Origin of the sequence: Paenibacillus sp. FSL W8-0186, assembly GCF_037969765.1 — a bacterium.
GTDB lineage: Bacteria > Bacillota > Bacilli > Paenibacillales > Paenibacillaceae > Fontibacillus > Fontibacillus woosongensis.
In genome coordinates this window covers 4,696,810-4,715,524 of record NZ_CP150207.1, presented here as the reverse complement: position 1 = coordinate 4,715,524, position 18,715 = coordinate 4,696,810, and the positions used below count along the sequence as shown (strand labels likewise).

General features: G+C 53.4%; 27 protein-coding genes. 22 read left to right on the top strand and 5 right to left on the bottom strand.

The features are described from left to right. Positions 1-16: 16 nt before the first annotated feature. From rsbW to MKX50_RS21180, 3 genes are all read left to right on the top strand, one after another. Entirely contained in the window at positions 17-469 is a 453-nt protein-coding gene (rsbW, locus tag MKX50_RS21190; protein ID WP_339157728.1) for an anti-sigma B factor RsbW, read from the top strand. Next, positions 466-1,239 (top strand): sigma-70 family RNA polymerase sigma factor, encoded by a 774-nt coding sequence (locus MKX50_RS21185; RefSeq protein ID WP_155612000.1) that lies wholly within the window; start codon positions 466-468, stop codon positions 1,237-1,239. The genes rsbW and MKX50_RS21185 overlap by 4 nt, the downstream gene beginning before the upstream one ends. Positions 1,240-1,329: 90 nt before the next feature. Further along, positions 1,330-2,298 carry a magnesium transporter CorA family protein gene (locus tag MKX50_RS21180; RefSeq protein ID WP_339160230.1) on the top strand — a complete coding sequence of 323 codons (969 nt, stop codon included), beginning with the start codon at positions 1,330-1,332 and terminating at the stop codon, positions 2,296-2,298. A 94-nt stretch (positions 2,299-2,392) separates the two neighbouring features. On the opposite strand, the gene MKX50_RS21175 is transcribed toward MKX50_RS21180, so the two are convergent. The 3 genes from MKX50_RS21175 to MKX50_RS21165 form a co-directional block, all read right to left on the bottom strand. Continuing rightward, positions 2,393-2,617 carry a hypothetical protein gene (locus MKX50_RS21175; RefSeq protein WP_283925802.1) on the bottom strand — a complete coding sequence of 75 codons (225 nt, stop codon included), beginning with the start codon at positions 2,615-2,617 and terminating at the stop codon, positions 2,393-2,395. A gap of 53 nt (positions 2,618-2,670) precedes the next feature. Continuing rightward, entirely contained in the window at positions 2,671-2,991 is a 321-nt protein-coding gene (locus MKX50_RS21170) for a DUF5665 domain-containing protein (protein ID WP_339157727.1), read from the bottom strand. Positions 2,992-3,087: 96 nt separating this feature from the next. Then, on the bottom strand, positions 3,088-3,456 hold the full coding sequence (locus MKX50_RS21165; RefSeq protein WP_213593815.1) for a YtxH domain-containing protein: 369 nt from the start codon (positions 3,454-3,456) through the stop codon (positions 3,088-3,090). Between the two features lie 195 nt (positions 3,457-3,651). Between MKX50_RS21165 and MKX50_RS21160 the strand changes: the two genes are divergently transcribed. Together MKX50_RS21160 and MKX50_RS21155 are read left to right on the top strand one after the other, a co-directional pair. After that, positions 3,652-4,665 (top strand): asparaginase, encoded by a 1,014-nt coding sequence (locus MKX50_RS21160; protein WP_339157726.1) that lies wholly within the window; start codon positions 3,652-3,654, stop codon positions 4,663-4,665. A 147-nt stretch (positions 4,666-4,812) separates the two neighbouring features. Beyond that, the gene (locus MKX50_RS21155; RefSeq protein WP_339157725.1) at positions 4,813-5,532 is read left to right on the top strand and encodes a pirin family protein; all 720 of its coding nucleotides are present in this window, start codon (positions 4,813-4,815) and stop codon (positions 5,530-5,532) included. 134 nt (positions 5,533-5,666) lie between these two features. Here MKX50_RS21155 and MKX50_RS21150 read toward each other — a convergent pair whose 3' ends face one another. Beyond that, the gene (locus MKX50_RS21150; RefSeq protein ID WP_155611993.1) at positions 5,667-5,894 is read right to left on the bottom strand and encodes a DUF1128 domain-containing protein; all 228 of its coding nucleotides are present in this window, start codon (positions 5,892-5,894) and stop codon (positions 5,667-5,669) included. A gap of 134 nt (positions 5,895-6,028) precedes the next feature. On the opposite strand from MKX50_RS21150, the gene yyaC reads away from it, so the two are divergent. The 5 genes from yyaC to MKX50_RS21125 all read left to right on the top strand — a co-directional run bounded on the left by yyaC (position 6,029) and on the right by MKX50_RS21125 (position 11,876). Then, positions 6,029-6,574 (top strand): spore protease YyaC, encoded by a 546-nt coding sequence (gene yyaC, locus MKX50_RS21145; RefSeq protein WP_339157724.1) that lies wholly within the window; start codon positions 6,029-6,031, stop codon positions 6,572-6,574. Between the two features lie 101 nt (positions 6,575-6,675). Continuing rightward, positions 6,676-7,476 carry an alpha/beta hydrolase gene (locus MKX50_RS21140; protein ID WP_339157723.1) on the top strand — a complete coding sequence of 267 codons (801 nt, stop codon included), beginning with the start codon at positions 6,676-6,678 and terminating at the stop codon, positions 7,474-7,476. 167 nt (positions 7,477-7,643) lie between these two features. Beyond that, on the top strand, positions 7,644-8,291 hold the full coding sequence (locus MKX50_RS21135) for a DUF6483 family protein (RefSeq protein ID WP_339157722.1): 648 nt from the start codon (positions 7,644-7,646) through the stop codon (positions 8,289-8,291). Between the two features lie 58 nt (positions 8,292-8,349). Next, positions 8,350-9,516: an SAM-dependent methyltransferase gene (locus MKX50_RS21130; RefSeq protein WP_213593804.1), complete on the top strand. Its 1,167-nt coding sequence runs from the start codon at positions 8,350-8,352 to the stop codon at positions 9,514-9,516. A 128-nt stretch (positions 9,517-9,644) separates the two neighbouring features. Further along, positions 9,645-11,876: an O-antigen ligase family protein gene (locus tag MKX50_RS21125; protein WP_339157721.1), complete on the top strand. Its 2,232-nt coding sequence runs from the start codon at positions 9,645-9,647 to the stop codon at positions 11,874-11,876. On the opposite strand, the gene MKX50_RS21120 is transcribed toward MKX50_RS21125, so the two are convergent. After that, positions 11,873-12,175: a dehydrogenase gene (locus MKX50_RS21120; protein ID WP_213594065.1), complete on the bottom strand. Its 303-nt coding sequence runs from the start codon at positions 12,173-12,175 to the stop codon at positions 11,873-11,875. The genes MKX50_RS21125 and MKX50_RS21120 overlap by 4 nt on opposite strands. Before the next feature lie 165 nt (positions 12,176-12,340). Between MKX50_RS21120 and MKX50_RS21115 the strand changes: the two genes are divergently transcribed. From MKX50_RS21115 to gatC, 12 genes are all read left to right on the top strand, one after another. Next, a complete protein-coding gene (locus MKX50_RS21115; protein ID WP_213593800.1) occupies positions 12,341-12,955 on the top strand; it encodes a DedA family protein in 615 nt (204 codons plus the stop codon). Position 12,956: 1 nt separating this feature from the next. Then, positions 12,957-13,526 (top strand): thioredoxin family protein, encoded by a 570-nt coding sequence (locus MKX50_RS21110; RefSeq protein WP_213593798.1) that lies wholly within the window; start codon positions 12,957-12,959, stop codon positions 13,524-13,526. Position 13,527: 1 nt separating this feature from the next. After that, positions 13,528-14,154 carry an MBL fold metallo-hydrolase gene (locus MKX50_RS21105; protein ID WP_213593796.1) on the top strand — a complete coding sequence of 209 codons (627 nt, stop codon included), beginning with the start codon at positions 13,528-13,530 and terminating at the stop codon, positions 14,152-14,154. Positions 14,155-14,245: 91 nt separating this feature from the next. After that, a complete protein-coding gene (locus MKX50_RS21100; protein WP_155611984.1) occupies positions 14,246-14,575 on the top strand; it encodes a hypothetical protein in 330 nt (109 codons plus the stop codon). A 143-nt stretch (positions 14,576-14,718) separates the two neighbouring features. Beyond that, complete coding sequence (sigY, locus tag MKX50_RS21095; protein ID WP_213593794.1) at positions 14,719-15,249, top strand: RNA polymerase sigma factor SigY; 531 nt, start codon at positions 14,719-14,721, stop codon at positions 15,247-15,249. Beyond that, positions 15,239-15,574 carry a DUF5345 family protein gene (locus MKX50_RS21090; protein ID WP_155611982.1) on the top strand — a complete coding sequence of 112 codons (336 nt, stop codon included), beginning with the start codon at positions 15,239-15,241 and terminating at the stop codon, positions 15,572-15,574. The genes sigY and MKX50_RS21090 overlap by 11 nt, the downstream gene beginning before the upstream one ends. Beyond that, positions 15,571-15,810: a hypothetical protein gene (locus MKX50_RS21085; RefSeq protein ID WP_213593792.1), complete on the top strand. Its 240-nt coding sequence runs from the start codon at positions 15,571-15,573 to the stop codon at positions 15,808-15,810. The genes MKX50_RS21090 and MKX50_RS21085 overlap by 4 nt, the downstream gene beginning before the upstream one ends. A gap of 10 nt (positions 15,811-15,820) precedes the next feature. Continuing rightward, complete coding sequence (locus MKX50_RS21080) at positions 15,821-16,009, top strand: PLD nuclease N-terminal domain-containing protein (protein ID WP_213594063.1); 189 nt, start codon at positions 15,821-15,823, stop codon at positions 16,007-16,009. Further along, on the top strand, positions 16,010-16,927 hold the full coding sequence (locus MKX50_RS21075; protein WP_213593790.1) for an ABC transporter ATP-binding protein: 918 nt from the start codon (positions 16,010-16,012) through the stop codon (positions 16,925-16,927). It abuts the gene before it with no gap. Further along, complete coding sequence (locus MKX50_RS21070) at positions 16,924-17,709, top strand: ABC transporter permease subunit (RefSeq protein ID WP_213593788.1); 786 nt, start codon at positions 16,924-16,926, stop codon at positions 17,707-17,709. The genes MKX50_RS21075 and MKX50_RS21070 overlap by 4 nt, the downstream gene beginning before the upstream one ends. Positions 17,710-17,827: 118 nt before the next feature. Further along, complete coding sequence (locus MKX50_RS21065) at positions 17,828-18,211, top strand: ATPase (RefSeq protein WP_155611977.1); 384 nt, start codon at positions 17,828-17,830, stop codon at positions 18,209-18,211. Positions 18,212-18,402: 191 nt separating this feature from the next. Beyond that, positions 18,403-18,690 carry an Asp-tRNA(Asn)/Glu-tRNA(Gln) amidotransferase subunit GatC gene (gene gatC / locus MKX50_RS21060; protein ID WP_213593786.1) on the top strand — a complete coding sequence of 96 codons (288 nt, stop codon included), beginning with the start codon at positions 18,403-18,405 and terminating at the stop codon, positions 18,688-18,690. The last annotated feature ends 25 nt before the right edge of the window (positions 18,691-18,715 follow it).

Sequence of the window (18,715 nt, the reverse complement as noted above, 5' to 3'; positions counted from 1 at the left end):
AAGGATCGAAGTAAGAATGAAAGACGAAGTACAGAGAGTTGTTATCAGTTTGCCGGCCACTGCGGATTATGTGGATATCGTCAGATTGAATCTTTATGGCGTAGCCTCTAAGATCGGATTTTCCTACGAAGAAATTGAGGATATGAAGGTTGCGGTTTCAGAGGCCTGCAATAACTCCGTATTATATGCGTACAAGCAGGAACCAGGAATAATGGAAGTGACCTTTGAAGTGCACCAGGATGCTTTATCGATTACGGTTAAAGACGAAGGGGAAAGCTTTGATTCTTGGGGTATTGCTGCAGATCGGGCATCGTTACACGACAAGGAACTGAGTGAAGCTCAAATTGGCGGGCTGGGCTTTTATCTCATGGAGGCGCTTATGGATGACGTAAGCGTGGAAAGTGCGGCCGGCCAAGGGACCAAGGTTGTTCTTACGCGTCGGCTCGTAAAGAGCGAGGAGAAGGTATGAGCGATAAAATGACTCCCCCCGAGTCTTTGAATGAATCAACCAGCCTGATCTGGAAATATCAGCAAACGAAAGACAACGAGATTGCGACGGTTCTCATTCAGAAATACGAGCCGATGGTCAAGATGGCAGCAGGCAAAATCGCCCGCAACCGCCCTGACCTGTATGAGGATTTATATCAGGTCGGACAGATGGCGCTGATTCGGCTGCTGCAGCAGTATGACATCGAACTGGGCATCCCGTTTGAGCCTTATGCCATGAAAAGCATGATCGGGCACATGAAGAACTTTCTGCGGGACAAGTCCTGGTACATCCAGGTGCCGCGCCGTATCAAGGAGAAGGGCGCCCTAGTTCAGCAGGCAATCGATGAGCTGACAGTGAAATTGGAACGTTCCCCCGACGTGAAAGAAATCGCCGAATATTTGGATCTTTCGGTGGAGGAAACGGTCGAAGTACTCGCTGGGCGGGAATGCTACCACTATGTATCGCTGGATTCTCCTTTATCCCAGGACGAAAGCGCGGCTACGCTCGGTGAACTAATCAGCTCGGAAGCCAATGATTATGACACCGTAGAGAAGCGGATGGATTTGCAGCAAGCGCTTAGCCAGCTGAAGGAGCAGGAGCAGCAGGTATTGCTGCTGGCCTTCCAGGAGGGGCAATCCCAGCGTGCCATCGCCCAACAGTTGGGAGTTTCACAAATGAGTGTTTCCCGGATCCAAAAAAGAGCGACAGAGAAATTGAAGCAAATTATGTCAAACTCTAATCTATATTAGCGGTTTGAATGGGATAGGACATAAAGGCACGCTTGCTTCCGAAAGGAACGGCGTGTCTTTTCGATGAGAGGGGGACGAAGCTTGAACCACGTGAAGCGAGGGCAGCGCCTTATTACAAGCGGGCAGGGCTGGAAGTGGCATGACCTTGAAATTAGCGGCTGGGACGATGCGGCCATTCAAGAGCTTCGTCAGGATATACCTGATACAGAGGAATGGCTGGATATTATACCTTCCGTGGACACGAATTATTTATCGGTGCGGTTTCCTGACGGAAAGAATGCGATCATGTTCGGCTCGCTCGTCTATTCCGTGGAACAGGAAATGCAGGAAATGAAAGACTGCGTGCATATCCATTTTTTTGTGAACAAGGATTGCTTTATTACCCTTAATCTGGACGCCCATACCCGGGATAGAATGCATATGCGGGAGAAAATGCTGATGCTGCACGCCTGCAGGCTGCCGGTCGAGGGCATGTTCGTATTGATTCGCACGATTCTCCACTATATTCATATCGGCATGGACCGGTTTGAGCAAAATCTCCGCAAGGTCGAAGAGATGATGCAAAAGCATAACAAGAAGCATTTAATGGACCAGATACTGAATTCCCGTTTTGAGCTGCTATACTGGTCTAACCTGTTTATTCCCTTTCAGGAAATCGTGACGGCAGCCCGGGAGGCATATTCGGCAGGGGAACTGGAAGACAGCGTATATTTCAAACGCCTGGTGTTCCGGACAGAGCGTATGCATGTGCTCTTCAAGCATTACGAGAAGGAGATTGATACGCTGATTTCCATCGATGAGGCCGTTTCCGCTTTTCGCGGGAATGATATTATGAAGACGCTGACCATTATGACGGCGATCTTTACACCAGCAACGGTGATTGGGGCCATTTGGGGCATGAATTTCGACTTTTTGCCTTGGGTCAAGACGGGCATTACCGGGTTTTTAATCATTAGTGCGATAACGATTTTCAGTACCCTCGCCTTTTATTTATGGATGAACATGAAGGGGTGGACAGGGGATCTGCTGCAGGTGGACAAAGAGGATTCACATCTGTAAATAAAACAAAACGGTGAAAGAACCTGGCGCGAGGCGTCAGGTTCTTGTGTTTGTCCGGGCTCTGTTACCTTCCTGAGCGGCTTGCCCGGGCTATTTATTGTTCCGGATCGGGGCTAAGCCCCCGCGCTTCATCCTCGCTGTTGGTCGACATTTCATCCATATCCTCGCCAAGCTGCTTTAAGTCCTCCATATCGTTGACCATGGAGCCGTTCTCGGCTTCACGGATGCTTTTATGCTCCGGATACTCGCCTTCGCGCGCTTCCCTGATTTGCTTATTCACATATTTCTCTTGCTCCTGCTCCGGACTGAATCGGGCCATCATCATCATCTCCTCTTTCGTAATAGGGCATCGCGCCTTATTACAGTGTGCCGTTACGGCTTGGATTTAATGTAATCCTGCAGCTCTTTGATGTAATCGCCTACCATGGGGATATCTACGAACAGACTCAGCACCCAGCCCAGCAGACCAAGCACGACAAAGGTGCCGACGCTCAGGCCGAGGCCGCGCGACAGGCCGGCCATGAAATTAGTAAGTATGCGCTTTTTGGGGCTTGTATAGTTCTCGAGAATATCTTTGAACTCCGCCTTTTCCAGCAGATCGGCAATATAGTCCAGCCTGCCATTCAAGCGTTTGACTTCATGCCTCAGTTCAAAGGGATGCTCCTGAGGATCGAATGGTTGAGTGCGCGCCATGACGTTCCCTCCTCGAATGTGGCATGGATAGTGCTTCATAGGATGAAACAATAAGTAGCCAGCTCTAAGAGCTGGCTACTTCAGGGGACAGCCCCGTCATGATTGCTTGGCTTCATTCATCACATCATCGGAGGCGCGCTTTACATCCTCGGCTACATCGGCGGATGCTTCTTTGGCGCTGTTAAAAATTGTTCCCGCACTTTCGCTGACCGTTTTGGCGAGATCCGTCGTTTTCTCGGTCACATTCTTCGCGAGGTCCGTCGCTTTCTCGCCTACGACGGCGGCAACCTCCTTCGATTTATCCGTAGCTGCGCTCAGCTTCTCGCTCAGATCGCTGCGCAGCTCGCGTCCCGGCTTAGGCGCGTATAGAAGAGCGGCGGCCGCTCCGAGCAGTGCGCCGATGACAAGGCCTTTAGTAAACGTAGAACCGCTTTGAACTTGGCAGTCCATTTCTTCTTTATTCATGTCTCATCGCTCCTTATATGTCCGTTTGTCGTCATTGACAGAAGTTGTTCAGCTTACTTCCTATATAAACGTCAGAAGAAGGAGTGAAACAAGAAATCCCCCTGCTGGGCCGCTCAAATTGCCCGATTTGGCACCAGCGAAGCCGCTGTACTATACTGGAATGGCACGGGTTCATGAAAGGGGAGTATAAGAGCGATGGACAGCTTGAGAGATACATTATTGATTGAGGAATATCGCGCAGGCATTCTGGAATGCAGTCATCGCGGGAATATATGCGTAGTGGATGAAGAAGGCCGGGTACTGATGCATGCCGGCGATCCGCACGCCCGGGTATTTACCCGTTCGGCCGCGAAACCTTTTCAAGCCATTCCGGCCATTCGGGCCGGCATTAAGGAAGCTTATCGTTTAACCGATGCCGAAGTAGCGGTAATGACCGCTTCTCATCGCGCAGAGGATGTTCATATTGATGTGTTGGAATCCCTGCTCTCCAAGATCGGGGTAGAAGAAGAGGGCCTGGTATGCGCTCCCAGCCTGCCGCTGGACGGCAGGTCCCGGGAAGCGCTTCTTCGGTCCGGTGGGCAGCGGCGCAGATTATACCACAATTGTTCGGGTAAACATCTGGGCGTGCTCGCTTATTGCAAAATGAAGGGCCTTGACCTGGCAAGCTATCATGAGCCCGACCATCCTGTTCAGCAGGAAATTATCGAGACGCTGGCCCAGCTTGCCGGCATTTCGGCGGAAGACATCGGGCGGGGGACGGACGGCTGCGGTTTTCCGGTATTCGCTTTGCCCTTGTCCGCATTAGCTGCCGCTTATATGAAACTGGCTTGCCCTGACCGAATACAGGACGATCGTACGGCGGCAGCCGTACGGCAAATTACCCGCGCCATGAATGCCCGTCCCGAGCTTGTCGGGGGCAGCGGGCGCATCGACTCCGCCCTGCTGGAAGATGACAATATTATCGCCAAAGGCGGCTTTAAAGGCGTATATGGCTTTAGTCTCAGACGGGAACGGCTGGGCGTTGCCTTTAAGGTATCCGACGGTTCTGAGGAAGAATGGGGAAGGATTGTCCTGGAAATCTTGAAGCAGCTCGATTATAGCAACCGGGAGCTGATGCTCAAGCTGGAGGAACAATTCCCGGCCCGTATTTTGAATGACGAGGGGAATGTCGTCGGCCAAACGGAGACTGTATTCACATTGAAGAATTAGTGTTCTGCGCCAGATTCCAGCTCTTTCAGACGTACTTTGATTAGTGTTTTTGCGTTAAGGGTAAGAAATATTCAAACCATCTCCAAACCACCATCTTAACGCCATGAATCCAAGTATTGATCTTGATAGAGAGCGAGGAGGATAACGATGATCAAAGTGGTCACCGCAGAGGAACGCCATACATCGGACAAGGGAGCCATTCATAGCGAATTCAGCTTCTCCTTTGCCGATTATGATGATCCGAGCAATGCTCATTTCGGCTGTCTGCTTGCTTTAAACGATAACGTCGTTCAGCCTGGCCAAGGGCTGGCGCCCCATCCGCATCATGACCTGGAGATCGTCACTTATGTAGTATCAGGGACGCTGCGGCATGAGGATGATCTCGGCAATAGGCAGGATCTGGCGGCAGGGAGTGTACAGGTCATGAGTGCCGGAGCAGGCATTCGCCACTCCGAGAGCAATCCTTCGCCCACAGAGCCTGTGCGCTTTATTCAGATGTGGTTCCTGCCGGAGAGGAGGAATTTGAAGCCGGCATGGGATAGCCGATGGTTTCCTTGGCAGGAACGGGAAGGGCTGCTGAAGCCTGTTATTGAGCCCGGGGGGAGCGGTCGCAGCCTGCGCATCAATCAGGATGTCCGGCTGTATATTCCGAAGCTGCAAACGGGCGAAGAGCTGGCTATCCCGTTCGGCAGCGAGCGCCGAACGCATTTATTCATGCTCGCCGGCCATATTGATTTGTACTGCGGGAAGCAAAAGTTCTCGCTGCGCCCCGGTGATGCAGCCCGCATACGGAATGCGGAGGAGTTCTCCGTATGCAGCACCGGCAGCGAAGAGGCAGCCGAATTCATATTGATTGATCTGCCTTAATTTAGGAACGGCGTCTACGGACGTATTTGCACAAATACAGAAGAGTCCGGTACCCGCCAGCGCGAAAATGCGAAAGCGGATGCCGGACTTTTCTTTAGTTCTGACATGTTCTTTGGTAAAAGTCAGCAGGAATATTAATTGCCTCTAAGCTGGCCGAGCTCCTTAGCGAGTGCTTCTACCTCCGAGATGCTCAGCCGTTCTTTGTTCATCACGATTTCATATACCTCCAGAATGTCATCGTAGCGGTCGACATGGAAGGCTGAAGCCGACATGGCTGCCCCTGTTGCCATCCTTAATTTCGCTTTAATTGCTTCGATCATATATTCCACGTTCTCCTGGGTTTTCTGCGTCAAATCTACCATGATCGCTCATCCTCTCTTTAAAATGCTCGTTCTGACCTCATTGTATTGTATCACGGCCGTCCGTCCGGTTCTATGTTTTGCGGTGAAAGGACGGTTAGGGTACAATCAAAATACGTTCAAGAGGGGGGATGAAGATGAGGTTGGAAGGCCGGAAGCTTCCTTATGACTCTGCCTTTAGCCAAAGGAAGCTCACGGGCAAGGAATTGCCGCAATTTATGCGCAGCATTCGCCAGAAGCATCCGTTGGACGAGGTTACGTTTCTATGCATCGGAACGGATCGCTCCACTGGGGATGCGCTTGGCCCCCTTGTTGGCACCCGGCTGGAGGAGCTGGGGTTTTCCTCGGTTGTCGGTTCGCTGCGGCATCCCTGTGACGCCGATAATTTGGTGCACCGGATGAATGCGATCCCTAAGGACCATGTCATCATCGCAATTGATGCTTGTTTAGGCGTTCCTGCCTCAGTAGGCAGTTATATCGTATCGGGAAAGCCGCTGCTTCCCGCCCAATCGGTAGGCGGAGGATTGCCGGAGGCTGGCCATTACAGCATTGCTGCCGTCGTAAACGTAAACGGACCGAAGCCTTATTGGACGCTGGGGATGACTTCGTTGTACAAGGTTATGCAAATGGCGGATGAAATCGTCCAGGCGGCGGCTTACGGTTTTGGCTCTGGAGACGAATAAGGGCGGCAGGTTCTATATATCATGATAAAGAGGCGTTTCAGACGGGCGATATTAGCTTAATTATATATATTCAATACATAGACAAGAAAGAAGGATGAACGATGGAAAAGCTAACGATAAACGGAGCAATGATCGCATACGAGGATCAGGGTGAAGGAGACGTTCTCGTGCTATTGCACGGCTTTTGCGGCAGTTCCGCATACTGGGAGCATGTGATGCCGCTGCTATCCAAGCAATATCGCGTCATCGCTCCCGATTTGCGGGGACATGGCTTGTCTGATGCCCCGCTTGGCGCTTACACGATAGAGCAGATGGCTGATGATGTTGCCGGCCTGCTGAAGGACTTGGCGGTTGACCGGTATACGCTGCTCGGCCATTCGATGGGCGGTTATGTCACGCTGTCGCTGGCGCAGCGGTATGCGGGCCGCTTGAACGGCTTCGGCTTGATTCATTCGACAGCTTACCCAGACAGCGAGGAAGCTAAAGAGAAGAGGCTGCAGGCGGTTTCGGTGATTGGCACTGAAGGAATTACGCCGTTCGTGGACGGCCTCGTGCCCGGCCTGTTCGCTCCGGCGAACGCTGCTTCGCATGAAACGGCCTTGGATCGGGTGAAGGAGATCGGCTACAAGACGCCTCCACAGGGAGCGTCGGGCGCCGCGCTTGCGATGCGCGAACGGATCGATCGCCGCGACGTGCTGTCAGCTACAACTTTGCCTGTCCTGTTAGTCGCAGGAGAGGATGACAGGCTTATTCCGATCGATCGGACATTCACAACTGAGGGCAGTAATGTCACCAAGGCTGTCATCAAAGGGGCCGGGCATATGAGCATGTACGAAGCCCCGGAACAGCTGGCGGTTGTCATCAACGATTTTCTGCGCCAAATCCATGAAGTGAAGGAATAAAGCTGATCTGGCTTCCGGGCTCTCTGAGCATCGGGGCAAGCGACCGGATGTCTGCTTAAGCAGGCTCCGGTTTATTTGCGTACTCTGCATTCGAGGGGGATCGCTGGAAATAGAGGTTGAAATACTATAGAATATTATCCATTTAGAGCAGGAAAGGAGTCTTTTGCATGTTACGAAAAGATTACCTCGTCCGAGCCATCGAAGAAATGACCGAGATGCTGGGGACGATTTTTGGCTTGAAGCAGCAGAAGAAGCATCCCGAAGCTCTTCAAAAGCTGGATGAACTGTATCGGAACCAGTTTCGACTGAACTCTTTGCTGCTTGGAACGCTATCTTCCAAGGATATCGCTGAATTATTCCGCAGCGGCGGAATTATCGAGGCGGATCGGCTGCAAACATTGGCCCGGCTGCTGCGGGAGGAAGGCGATCTGCTCCTGGATAGCGGGAAAACCGATGAAGGCAGGATGAGGCAGCTGAAGGCGCTCCATTTATTTCTTACGGCCAGGCAGCACGGCGCCGATCCATCTTTGTGGCAGCTGGACGAGGAAATATTCGGCCTTATGGCGAAGCTTAAGGGCTGTCCCCTTGATCCGGATACAGAGCGGATGGTATTTGGCTTTGCTGAGGACAAGGGCAGGTATGATTTGGCCGAAAATGCTTTGTACCGCTTATTGGATCAGCAGGAAATGGACGTGCATGAAGGGATTGCTTTTTACGAACGCTTAGCTGGCGTTGCTCCAGATCAACTGGAGGAGGGCGGTCTGTCTGCAGCCGAAGTCCAGGAGGGGCTTGCCGAACTGCGCCATCGCTTGTAAAATGGCTTAGTTAGCGATGAGGAACAATTATTTGAGAAGCGAAAGAGAGTTGTCTACTATGGAGTCTTTGCGGAATCTTGTTCATCAACTGGCGGAAGAAGGCACCTTGATCTCCGCTACGCTCAGCCAGGTACGCAAGGCAGGAGACGCCAGCTATACCAAAGTGGTCGTCAAACCCGTGGAATTGAAGAAGAGCCTTCATTACCAGCTGGCGTATCATTATGCCAATAAGGTCACCCATGAGAATATTGAAGCTCCGCTATTCGAGGCGAAGATCATGGAGCTGTTTGAAAACAGGTTCCGGCAGGGGCTGCTCTGTACCCCACAGGCCGACTATCAAGTGCTGATCAGCAAAAAATACAAAGTGTCGATCCTGAAGAAATCTCCTTCCAAGAAGCCCGGCGCACTGACGCATAATCGGCAGAAGCAGTACATTCTGGAGGAGGGGACGCCAGTACCATTCCTAATTGAGCTGGGCATTATGAACCCGGACGGAAAAGTGTACGCCAAGAAATACGACAAGTTCCGGCAGATCAATCGATTCCTGGAGATGGTGCAGGACGTCATTCCCCATCTTCCCGAAGATCGTCCTCTTACGATCGTCGATTTCGGCTGCGGCAAATCGTATTTGACGTTTGCGCTATACCACTATTTATCCGTACAGCAGCGACGGGAGCTGAATATCGTCGGGCTAGACCTGAAAGCGGACGTCATCGAGCATTGCGGAACGCTCGCACAGAATTTGCAATACGATCAGCTGCGCTTCCTCGTAGGAGATATCGCGGATTACGACGAGCTCAGCCAAGTGGATATGGTCGTCACTTTGCACGCTTGCGATACGGCGACGGATGCTGCGTTGGAGAAGGCGGTGCGCTGGGGAGCGTCGGTGATCTTGTCCGTCCCTTGCTGCCAGCATGAGCTGTTCAATCAGATCAAGAGCCCCGTGCTTGAGCCGCTGCTGTCGCATGGTATCCTGAAGGAGCGCTTCTCGGCGCTGGCAACGGATGCCATTCGCGCCAAGCTGCTGGATATACTCGGCTACAAAACACAGCTGCTTGAATTCATCGATATGGAGCATACGCCCAAGAATATACTAATTCGGGCTGTCAAATCGTCCGGCGGCGATACGGAGCGGCTGTGGCGGGAATATACCGCTTTTCGTGATTTTGTACAAGCCGATCCTTATCTGGAGAGGGCCTGCAGGGACCTGCTGCCCGGCAGCTGAGAACCCGCCCGGAATATAGCGCAGGCATGCCCCGGCTTCCCTGGTTTGAAGCCGTCTTCTAAGGTCAACACTTGAGGTGTTGGCCTTTTTGTATTGCGGCGGAGGCGAGATTAGAAGGCTTGTCATCAATGGGGAAGGGGGGCGGCAAAGACGGTATGGATGCAACCGGACTAAAGGGAGAAGAAGCTGTTAAGGACAGGATCGGAGTGCTGGCGGCAATCGCCTGCATCGCGGCGGGTTGCGCTGCTTGTATGAGCCAGGGACTATATTTTAAAGATACGAGAACGGCTTTGGGGCTGATGACGTGGGGAACAGCCATAACGGGCATCATCGTGGCGGTACTGGCGGCAAGGGGACGGCGGACGGGACGTGCCATTACTGTGCTGATCAGCGGCGGCGGAAGAAAGGCGGAGCGGTTCGGATCATTCCCCATGGCCCATCATCCCCTTGAGTTGCGGCATGCTGTTTTGCTTGCCGCTGCTCCGTCTATGATCGCTTTGCTCTATGCCGCACATCTGCTTGCCGGCCCGTTATCCGTGCAGAGCACCGGGGAAGCAGTGCTCGGGTGGAGTTTTTACGGCTGCTTCGGAATAGCAGCTTATTATGCTGCGAGAAGCGCCGAGGGCAGGAAATTGCTGCAGGCAGGCTGGAGTATCATCGGATTGGTGCTCGGCGTAACCGGGCTTGCATCGGTTTACGGGCTATTTCCGTACCCGGGTGCTATTTTTCGTACGGATGAGACGGACCTTGCTGCAGGCGGCGCGCGGTTAGGCGGACTGCTGCAGTACCCGAACGCCTTCGGGGCGGTGATGGGAGCCTATCTCCTGGAGCGCCTGATGCTCCTGGCCCGGCTGAGAGCGGCGGACTTTACCCGCGGGTGCCACTGGAGAGGGTATATTGTTTCAGGCAGCGCATTTATTTATATGCTATGCCTGCTGCTGACAGAGTCGCGGGGAGCTAGCCTGGCGACCGCTGCTGCGGGGATTGCCGGGCTGTGCCGGCTGCGGCCTGTAGATCGGCTCCGCTTTGCGAAGCAAAGCGGATTGCTGCTGCTTTGCGGTGCGCTTGCCGCAGGCCCATTGGCCGCCTCGTCGCTTGCGCCGCCGCTGCTCCCCGGGCTGGTTCTGCTCGGGGGAACATCAGGCGCAGCCATCGTTGCGGCGAAGTATTTGGCAGGCCTGGGACGGCGCAAAAAACAGGGAAATATACATAAGCGCAGACACGGATATCGAAATCGCTCTCGATTTCTGCCGGCAGGCGGCATGCTGCTCACAGCTGCCCTTCTTGGCGCGGTGTTGAGCCCGGGACTGGTTGAGCGGTCAAGCCGGCTGGCGACCGCTTCCGCCCGTATCCACATGTATCGCGACGGAGGGAGCTTGTTTCTTCTCTCGCCGTGGTTCGGACAAGGGGGAAAGACATGGGAAGCGTCGTTCCGGAGCATACAGAGTTCTCCTTACGTCGGGGAGGAAGTGCATTGCGGCTATTTGAACATCGCGCTGGATACGGGGCTGCTCGGGCTGGCTATTACACTGCTCTGGCTTGGGGCGATCGGCGCTGCTTTGGCCCGTGCGCGCAGCAGAATGCTGCCGCCCTTCCTAGCGGTGCTTCTGCATAGCGCGGCCGACTTCGATATGAGCTACGGCCTGACGTGGCTGCTCATCATTTGGATGGCCGCCGCTGGCATCACCCGCACGCCAGGCTGCGCTGCGCAGCCTGCCTGCCCGTCAGCACTGCGCTTGCTGCCCCGCGGCTCCCTTATTGCCCTGGCCGGGCTGCTTCTGCTAGCGAGCGCGACGGGTGCGCGGCAGGCCGTCAGCCTGTCCCGCGAACGGCAAGCGCTGGCGGCTGCCGCCTCGGGCAATATCGGGCAGGCCACGGCTCTGTTGGAGCAGGCTCTAGCGCTGTGCCCTGCCCGGACCTCGGTCCGGCTGCATCTCGCCAGCCTGTCCGGTGCTGCCGCTCAGGCTGGCATGCTGCGGCAGGGGCTCGCCTATGACCGGGCCGATCCCGAGCTGTGGGCCGCCTTGGGGCAGGCGCTCTCCGGCTCGCGGCCGATGGAGGCTGTTGCCGCCTGGGAGCAGGCCGTGCAGCTCGATCTTTACAGCCGGCAAAGGCAGACGGAGGCGCTAAGCGCTCTTGCTTCCCTCGCCGGCAGGCTGCGAGAGCACTACCCGCAGGAAGCTGGCGCTGCCGCCGCGGCTGGATACAAACTGTACGTACGCTACGAAGAGCTTGCCATGCGGCTGGCGGGTACCGCTAACCTGCGCAATGACCGGCGCTTTACCGTGACGGCGGAAGCGAAAGACCGCGGGCGTGAGCTGGGAGAGTATGTGCTGCGCTACTCTCCCGTTCATCGCTAGCCGCCGAAGGCAGCCCGGAATGCCTTGCATAGCGCTTCGGTGTCCAGGCCCCACAGCCCGGCGAGCTCGGGGCCGACCTCCTTATCCCACCAGTCCGCCAGAAGCTTGCGGTTGCTGCTGTTTTCGCCGATCCAGAGGAGGTTGGCAATGACTTTTTTATAGTACAGCGCTTCTCCTTCCTTGAGCAGATCCTCGGGAATGTATACACCGAGCCGTTTGATCGTTCGGTATAGCTCTTTGCTGCATCCACGGCGGATTTTGCGCGGCGTCGGGAGGGCGGTTTTGTGCTTGCCATGCAGCTTGTTCAGAATGATCGCCTCCTTTGTTACAGCATATGCGCCCCGATTCGGGCGGGACACTCAGTGTATGTAGGCCCGGGCCGAATTTGGCCCAACTAGAAGGCATGTCTCAGGCTATGATAGAATAGACTAGGTATTAAGAAGATTTTGGGGAGAGGACGAGTATTGGAATGGTTGTCAAATATAGTCGGAGCCTTGTTTGAGTGGATACAGCAGCTTGGGTATTTCGGCATTATGCTGGGGCTCATGATCGAGGTCATCCCAAGTGAGATCGTGCTTGCATACGGGGGGTATCTCGTATATGCAGGGCGGATCAGCTTTATCGGCGCAGTAATCTTCGGCGTTATCGGCGGCGTCATCGCCCAGTTGTTCGTATATTGGATTGGACGCTATGGCGGCCGGCCGATTCTGGAACGGTACGGCAAGTACATTCTGATCCAAAAGAAACATATCGATTTATCCGAGGCATGGTTTCTGAAGTATGGCTCAGGCGTTATTTTTACCGCCCGTTTTATCCCGGTGGTTAGGCATGCCATTTCCATTCCGGCAGGCATGGCCAAGATGCCCGTAAGCAAGTTTCTATGGCTGACGACGCTTGCCGTCATTCCTTGGTCGATATTGTTTGTCTACTTAGGCATGGTGCTGGGAGAACAGTGGCAAGCGATTGATGAGAAGGCCGGGCCGTACATCATGCCGATTCTGCTCGTTGCTCTTGCGCTTTTGATCGGGTATTTTATCGTAAAATGGTATGGGGCGAATAAGAAGAAAGGAGCAAAGTAATATGAGTGTAAATTTAAAGGATAAGTTGGGCAAAGGCATTTCGCCGCAGCAATTCATGGAAGGAATGCAGCATAATCAAGAAGCGTTCCAATCCGGTTATGACAGCTTCAAATGGGTGAACGAGGATGACCGGCTGTTTTTTGAAGGACTGCAGAAAAAACGGGATGATTTCCGCGTGCTAATTCTTGCGGCAGACTGGTGCGGCGACGTCATTCGCAACGTTCCGGTCATTTTCCGGGCGCTGGAGACAGCGGAAATCCGAACGGAAATCCTTATCCTGGAGGAGCATCAGGACGTCATGGACCATTTCTTGACCATGGGCGGCCGCGCCGTTCCCATAGTGATCGTGGCGGACGCGGAAGGGCATGTGCTTGGACATTGGGGGCCGCGTCCGGCTGACGTACAGGAGCTCATGACCCGCTTTAAGCAGGAGAACCCGGATCGTGAAGCAGCGGACTATGAGGAGAAAATCGCCGTGGTTCGCAAGGAAATGGCCGTGAAATACGAAGAAGGAGCGGGAGTTAACGGCAAGGTCGTATCTGAACTGCGCGCGCTGCTCTCGAAATTTTAAAATGCTGAACATCGAGACATTTTCTTTGGGACCGCTGGAGACCAACGCTTATTTAATTCGCGGGAAAGAGGAAGGGAAAGCGATTATTGTCGATCCCGGAATGAATCCTGCTCCTTTGATCCGCAGAATTGAGGGGCTTGAAATCGAAGCGATTCTGTTAACGCACGCCCATTTCGACCATATCGGCGGAGTGGATGAGATACGCCGCTTAAAGCAGTGCCCCGTTTACCTGCATTCCCTGGAAAGCGATTGGCTCACAACGCCGGCGCTTAACGGTTCGCTTCGCTGGGCGGAGGTATCGCCGCCCATCCAGAGTGATGCCGCAGAGTATGAGCTTGCCGAGGGACAGAAGCTGAAGCTGATCGGTCATGAGTTTACTGTATTCCATACGCCAGGTCATTCTCCGGGAAGCGTCAGCTTCCTGTGCGGAAACGACCTTTTCTCCGGAGATGTGCTGTTTCGCATGAGCGTAGGCCGCACGGATTTGCCGGGAGGCCGGGAGGCCGACCTGTATAATTCCATCCGCGGCAAGCTGTACCGTCTGCCGGATGAGGTAACGGTATATCCAGGTCACGGTCCAAAAACGACGATTGGGTTCGAAAAAGCCAATAATCCGTACGTTTCCTGACCAGGTGATGCGAATTAGTGAGAATTTGCTACAAAAAGTACAAAAATACTAGACAAAACTACATTCCTTTGCTAGGATGTATATTAATTAAATGTTTGTAACCTTTGCGAAGCACGCAAGCTGTGGAATAAGTCCCGGTTTGCGTTCTTTTTTTGTCTTTTTCGGGTTGTGCAGCAATGCAGAAAAGCAGGCGAGCCGGCAGAATCAGGAAGGAGAGGGCAAGGTGAAGCGCAGTGTATCCTATATTACGGATGAAGGCTTTGGCTATGAAATGGGAAAGAATAAGGAGGACATAGCGATTGCAGAGTCTTCGGCATCCGACATTTTCCGTTCATGGCGTCAGGTTGTCATTGCTGCGGGGCTGATTAACCAGCCCTGGCACCATAAGCTGAGGCAAATACGCAAGGAACGATATGAATAGTCATGCTCGGAGGAGCTGAATGAGAGGTGCGGCATACCATCATTTAGCTCTATTTTTTTGGAAATCATTTTTTTATTGCCCGTATTGAACGATTTGTGCCGCCTGGGCGTATTATAGGTGTTATCGACAAAAGGGGTGACGCGATGCCTCAGGAGAGGGAATGGATCAAACGAGCTAAACAAGGAGATGCCGCCGCTCTCGCCTCACTAATACAACATCATTATTCGTATGTGTATAAATATTTGGTGAAGGTAACCATGGAGCCTAAAACGGCCGAGGATTTGACCCAGGACACGATGCTGAAATGCATGGAAAATATACAGAGATACGATGGAACCTCCGCTTTCTCCTCATGGCTGATGACGATCGCGACGCGGCTGTTCATCGATGTGACCCGCCGCCGGAAAAGGGAAAAGCAGTGGCTGGCGGATGAAGGCCGACCCGATCGGCTGAAATGGCATTTCGAGGCCAATCAGGAGGAATGGAGCGATTTGCTTGAGCTGCTCTCCAGGCTGTCTGCCGAGCACCGGATCGCTATCCTGCTGAAGCATTATTACGGATATAGCTATGATGAAATCGGAAGCATGCTGAATATTCCCGCAGGGACGGTCAAATCCCGAGTCGCTTATGGATTGCGAGAATTGCGAAAGGAGTTGAATCCCCATGAATCATAATGGACAAGACCGGGAGTTCGAGGACGAGCTTATTCATGAGCTGCTAAAGGACTTGCAGACGCTGGACCGCGTCGTTCCCGAGAAGCGCGGGCCTTCAGCGGAGTCTTGGGAGCTGATTGTGAAAGAGCGCTGGCGCACCATGACCTGGATGAAAAGATGGGAAGTGATGCTGTTCTGTCTCGTCGCCCTGCTGATGATTAGCGGCGGGTTTCTGTTCGCGCTGTCGACGCCGGTCATCTATGGGCTGCTGCAAGGCTTTGGAGTCATCGCGGCGGTAGTGGTTGCCGTGGCGCTGCGTCCAGCCAGAAGGGGGCGGGCGGAATGAATTGGTCGTTAATCGTTTCATCCGAGCCGCTGCCTCCGTGGTGGGTGTTCGTGATATCCGCCCTGCTGCTGCTGGTTCAAGGAACGTGGATGTTTATCGATGCCCGCAAACGGGGGAGAAAAGCCTGGTTCTGGGGGTTATGGGGGGTTGTCAATCTTCCCAGCCCGCTGATCGTATACTTGCTTGTCGTCGTGTGGGGCGATTATCGCAAAGCCAAAAGGAAAACGGGGGAATAGAAATATGGACATCGATATCAATTGGGGTTTGCTTGCGCCCGTAATCGCGCTGCAGCTCATTCTTATGATTACGGCCCTGGTTTCACTGCTCAAGGCACAAACCGTGCGGGGAACAAAATGGATCTGGGCTCTGGTCATTATTTTCGGAAATATGATCGGAAGCATCGTTTATTTTATTCTCGGAAGGAAGGAGACCTAGATGTCATTTCTTCAAGTTGACCAATTGACAAAGAAGTTCGGTTCGCGCATTCCGGTCAATGGGATTTCCTTTCAGCTGGAACGCGGAAGCTGCACCGCGCTGCTCGGGCCAAACGGAGCCGGCAAGACGACGACGATGCGCATGATTGCCGGATTGATCTCGCCGTCCGCGGGACGGATTGCCGTTCAGGGACGGCTGCACTCCAGCGGGGAATACCGCTCGTTGATCGGATACCTGCCGCAGCATCCTGCATTTTACGGCTGGATGACCGGGGAGGAATTCGTAATGTATGCAGCAGGCTTAAGCGGCCTGAACCGCCAAGATGCCCGGAAGCGGACGCTCGCGGTGCTGGAGCGTGTCGGCTTGAACCAGGCGGCAAAACGGCGGATTGCGGGATACTCCGGGGGAATGAAGCAGCGGCTTGGCTTGGCTCAGGCGCTGGTCCATCAGCCGCAGCTGCTGCTGCTCGATGAGCCGGTATCCGCGCTTGATCCGATCGGTCGCCGCGAGGTTATGGACTTGCTGCAGTCACTCCGGACGGAGACGACAATCTTATTCTCGACGCATGTGCTGCCTGATGCAGAGGAGGTCTGTGACCGGATCATGATGATGCGGGACGGAGAGATCGTGGAGAATGGAGAGCTGCAGGTGCTTGCGGATAAATATCGCAAACCGCAGCTTATCATACAGGTAGAGCGGAATAATGCTGCAAATGAATGGCTCCAGTCGCTCCGGAGCCGGCCGTTTGTCCAGAATGCGCAGATTCAAGGCAGCACTGCCCAGTTAACGGTCAACAATATGGAGGATGCCAGACGTCTTATTTTGGGCGAGGTCGCTTCGCGGAATATTCCTTTGCTAAACTTTGAAACGGGAGCAACCTCGCTGGAGGAGATGTTCATGAAGGTGGTGACAGCATGAGGCAGGCATGGTTAATATATCGCAAGGAACTGCTCGGCATGGCTCGCAGCTATCAGCTGCTGTGGGTTCCCGTCGTACTGATGCTGCTCGTCGTCATGCAGCCGGTCACTTCGTATTACTTGCCGGAAATATTGGCTGCTTCAGGCAGCATGCCCGAGGAACTGATTGCGGGCTTCCCGATTCCTGGGTCTGCCGAGGTAATGGCGGGCGTACTTGGCCAGTACAGCACGATCGGTGTGCTTATTCTGGTCATTGCCGGAATGCAGGTTGTAGCCGGCGAGCGTTACGGGGGAACTGCTGCCTTGGTGCTTGTCCGGCCCGTAAGCTCGGCTTCCTTCATTTCTGCGAAGTGGGCGGGGCAGATGACTTTGATGCTTCTCTCCTTTACTGCAAGCTACGCAGCATCCTGGTATTATACCGTGCTGCTGCTTGGTCCGGTAACCTGGCGAGAGGGATTGATTGCCGGAGGGTTCTATATTCTGTGGCTGACGTTTGCGGTATCCTTGACCGTACTGCTTAGCACTTTATTGCGAGGCAGCGCAGCCGCCGTGATTTCGCTGCTGCTCATGGGTGCACTGTCGCTAGGATATAGCCTAGCTCCCGCTTGGTTTACCTGGAGTCCGGGCCGATTGCTCGTGGAAGGGACTGCCGCATTCGGGGGTTCGCCGCTTAAATCGGCAATTTTTCCTAGTATAATGACCGCATTACTGAGTTTTGTTTGCATAATTAGTGCTGTATGGAGCCTGCGCCGGCAATCCATCCCTGATCTTAGGGGAGACTGAACCTTGAATTTCGCATTTTGCTGCGGAAGTCTATTAAATCCTTGAAACGCTTGACCAATCTCGCTTATTTTTAGTAGGATAGTAAAATAACTGAGAGTAAATATCAGGGAGGTAGACGATGCTGCAATTGGGAGAGAAAGTTGTTATCGTCGGCGATGCTTTTGAGCAGAATCTTCCTGTTGGGGAATATGGCTATATTATTGCTTATGACCGTAACCCGGACAATGTGTTTGATTACGTTGTGCGGTCTCCAAAGACGGGGCGAAATTATTTTGTCCCATCCCAGGATGTGGAATCTGAAGAGCGGCTGATTGAGCAAGAAGTAGAGCGCACCACCCAGGAAGCGTTGATCGACTACGCACTGGCTACGTACAACGAGAAGCTGTTTCATCAGATCATCAATGGAGAAGATTCTCAAGCGGAGGAGCAAGAAGAACCAACAAAGGAAGTTATGTCTCAGGCGGAATTCATCAAACAGGTGAATTTGCGAGCTTGGATTTAGAGAAAAAGGCCGGCTATGCCGGTCTTTTTTGAGTTTTGTTGTGCTTTGCGGCCGCTGTTTGAGTTTATTCATGCTTCGCGTTAACGGATTGAATTGTCGGATAATCTACAATATAATTTTAATCATCTATGCGGACATGTTAGAATGGACAAATCAAGTCCCGTCAGGGAAGGTACGAGGAGGATTACAGTATGAGCATCGAGACTAAAGATGTTGAGCATGTGGCCAAGCTGGCCCGTTTGAATTTAACGGATGAAGAGCGGGATATGTTCACAGAACAGTTGAACGCTATTTTACAATATGCGGAGAAGCTGAACGAGCTGGATACGGAGGGCGTCGAGCCGACGACTCACGTGCTGCTCCTCAGCAATGTCATGCGTGATGATGTTGTCCAGGACAGCTTGACGCAAGAGCAAGTATTCCGCAATGCTCCTGATGAAGAGGATGGGCAGTTCAAGGTGCCTGCCGTTCTGGAGTAAGCGGAGCGTATGCATAGGCTTAGTT

What these genes read in the sequence shown, in the direction of transcription:
- MKX50_RS21110 (WP_213593798.1), top strand. Translation starts at nt 12,957, where the DNA reads ATGAGTGTAAATTTAAAGGATAAGTTGGGCAAAGGCATTTCGCCGCAG.
- yyaC (WP_339157724.1), top strand. Translation starts at nt 6,029, where the DNA reads ATGAGGTTGGAAGGCCGGAAGCTTCCTTATGACTCTGCCTTTAGCCAA.
- rsbW (WP_339157728.1), top strand. Translation starts at nt 17, where the DNA reads ATGAAAGACGAAGTACAGAGAGTTGTTATCAGTTTGCCGGCCACTGCG.
- MKX50_RS21070 (WP_213593788.1), top strand. Translation starts at nt 16,924, where the DNA reads ATGAGGCAGGCATGGTTAATATATCGCAAGGAACTGCTCGGCATGGCT.
- MKX50_RS21175 (WP_283925802.1), bottom strand. Translation starts at nt 2,617, where the DNA reads ATGGCCCGATTCAGTCCGGAGCAGGAGCAAGAGAAATATGTGAATAAG.
- MKX50_RS21130 (WP_213593804.1), top strand. Translation starts at nt 8,350, where the DNA reads ATGGAGTCTTTGCGGAATCTTGTTCATCAACTGGCGGAAGAAGGCACC.
- MKX50_RS21135 (WP_339157722.1), top strand. Translation starts at nt 7,644, where the DNA reads ATGTTACGAAAAGATTACCTCGTCCGAGCCATCGAAGAAATGACCGAG.
- MKX50_RS21160 (WP_339157726.1), top strand. Translation starts at nt 3,652, where the DNA reads ATGGACAGCTTGAGAGATACATTATTGATTGAGGAATATCGCGCAGGC.
- MKX50_RS21170 (WP_339157727.1), bottom strand. Translation starts at nt 2,991, where the DNA reads ATGGCGCGCACTCAACCATTCGATCCTCAGGAGCATCCCTTTGAACTG.
- MKX50_RS21150 (WP_155611993.1), bottom strand. Translation starts at nt 5,894, where the DNA reads ATGGTAGATTTGACGCAGAAAACCCAGGAGAACGTGGAATATATGATC.
- MKX50_RS21140 (WP_339157723.1), top strand. Translation starts at nt 6,676, where the DNA reads ATGGAAAAGCTAACGATAAACGGAGCAATGATCGCATACGAGGATCAG.
- MKX50_RS21085 (WP_213593792.1), top strand. Translation starts at nt 15,571, where the DNA reads ATGAATTGGTCGTTAATCGTTTCATCCGAGCCGCTGCCTCCGTGGTGG.
- MKX50_RS21185 (WP_155612000.1), top strand. Translation starts at nt 466, where the DNA reads ATGAGCGATAAAATGACTCCCCCCGAGTCTTTGAATGAATCAACCAGC.
- sigY (WP_213593794.1), top strand. Translation starts at nt 14,719, where the DNA reads ATGCCTCAGGAGAGGGAATGGATCAAACGAGCTAAACAAGGAGATGCC.
- MKX50_RS21125 (WP_339157721.1), top strand. Translation starts at nt 9,645, where the DNA reads ATGGGGAAGGGGGGCGGCAAAGACGGTATGGATGCAACCGGACTAAAG.
- gatC (WP_213593786.1), top strand. Translation starts at nt 18,403, where the DNA reads ATGAGCATCGAGACTAAAGATGTTGAGCATGTGGCCAAGCTGGCCCGT.
- MKX50_RS21155 (WP_339157725.1), top strand. Translation starts at nt 4,813, where the DNA reads ATGATCAAAGTGGTCACCGCAGAGGAACGCCATACATCGGACAAGGGA.
- MKX50_RS21105 (WP_213593796.1), top strand. Translation starts at nt 13,528, where the DNA reads ATGCTGAACATCGAGACATTTTCTTTGGGACCGCTGGAGACCAACGCT.
- MKX50_RS21090 (WP_155611982.1), top strand. Translation starts at nt 15,239, where the DNA reads ATGAATCATAATGGACAAGACCGGGAGTTCGAGGACGAGCTTATTCAT.
- MKX50_RS21065 (WP_155611977.1), top strand. Translation starts at nt 17,828, where the DNA reads ATGCTGCAATTGGGAGAGAAAGTTGTTATCGTCGGCGATGCTTTTGAG.
- MKX50_RS21075 (WP_213593790.1), top strand. Translation starts at nt 16,010, where the DNA reads ATGTCATTTCTTCAAGTTGACCAATTGACAAAGAAGTTCGGTTCGCGC.
- MKX50_RS21165 (WP_213593815.1), bottom strand. Translation starts at nt 3,456, where the DNA reads ATGAATAAAGAAGAAATGGACTGCCAAGTTCAAAGCGGTTCTACGTTT.
- MKX50_RS21100 (WP_155611984.1), top strand. Translation starts at nt 14,246, where the DNA reads ATGTTTGTAACCTTTGCGAAGCACGCAAGCTGTGGAATAAGTCCCGGT.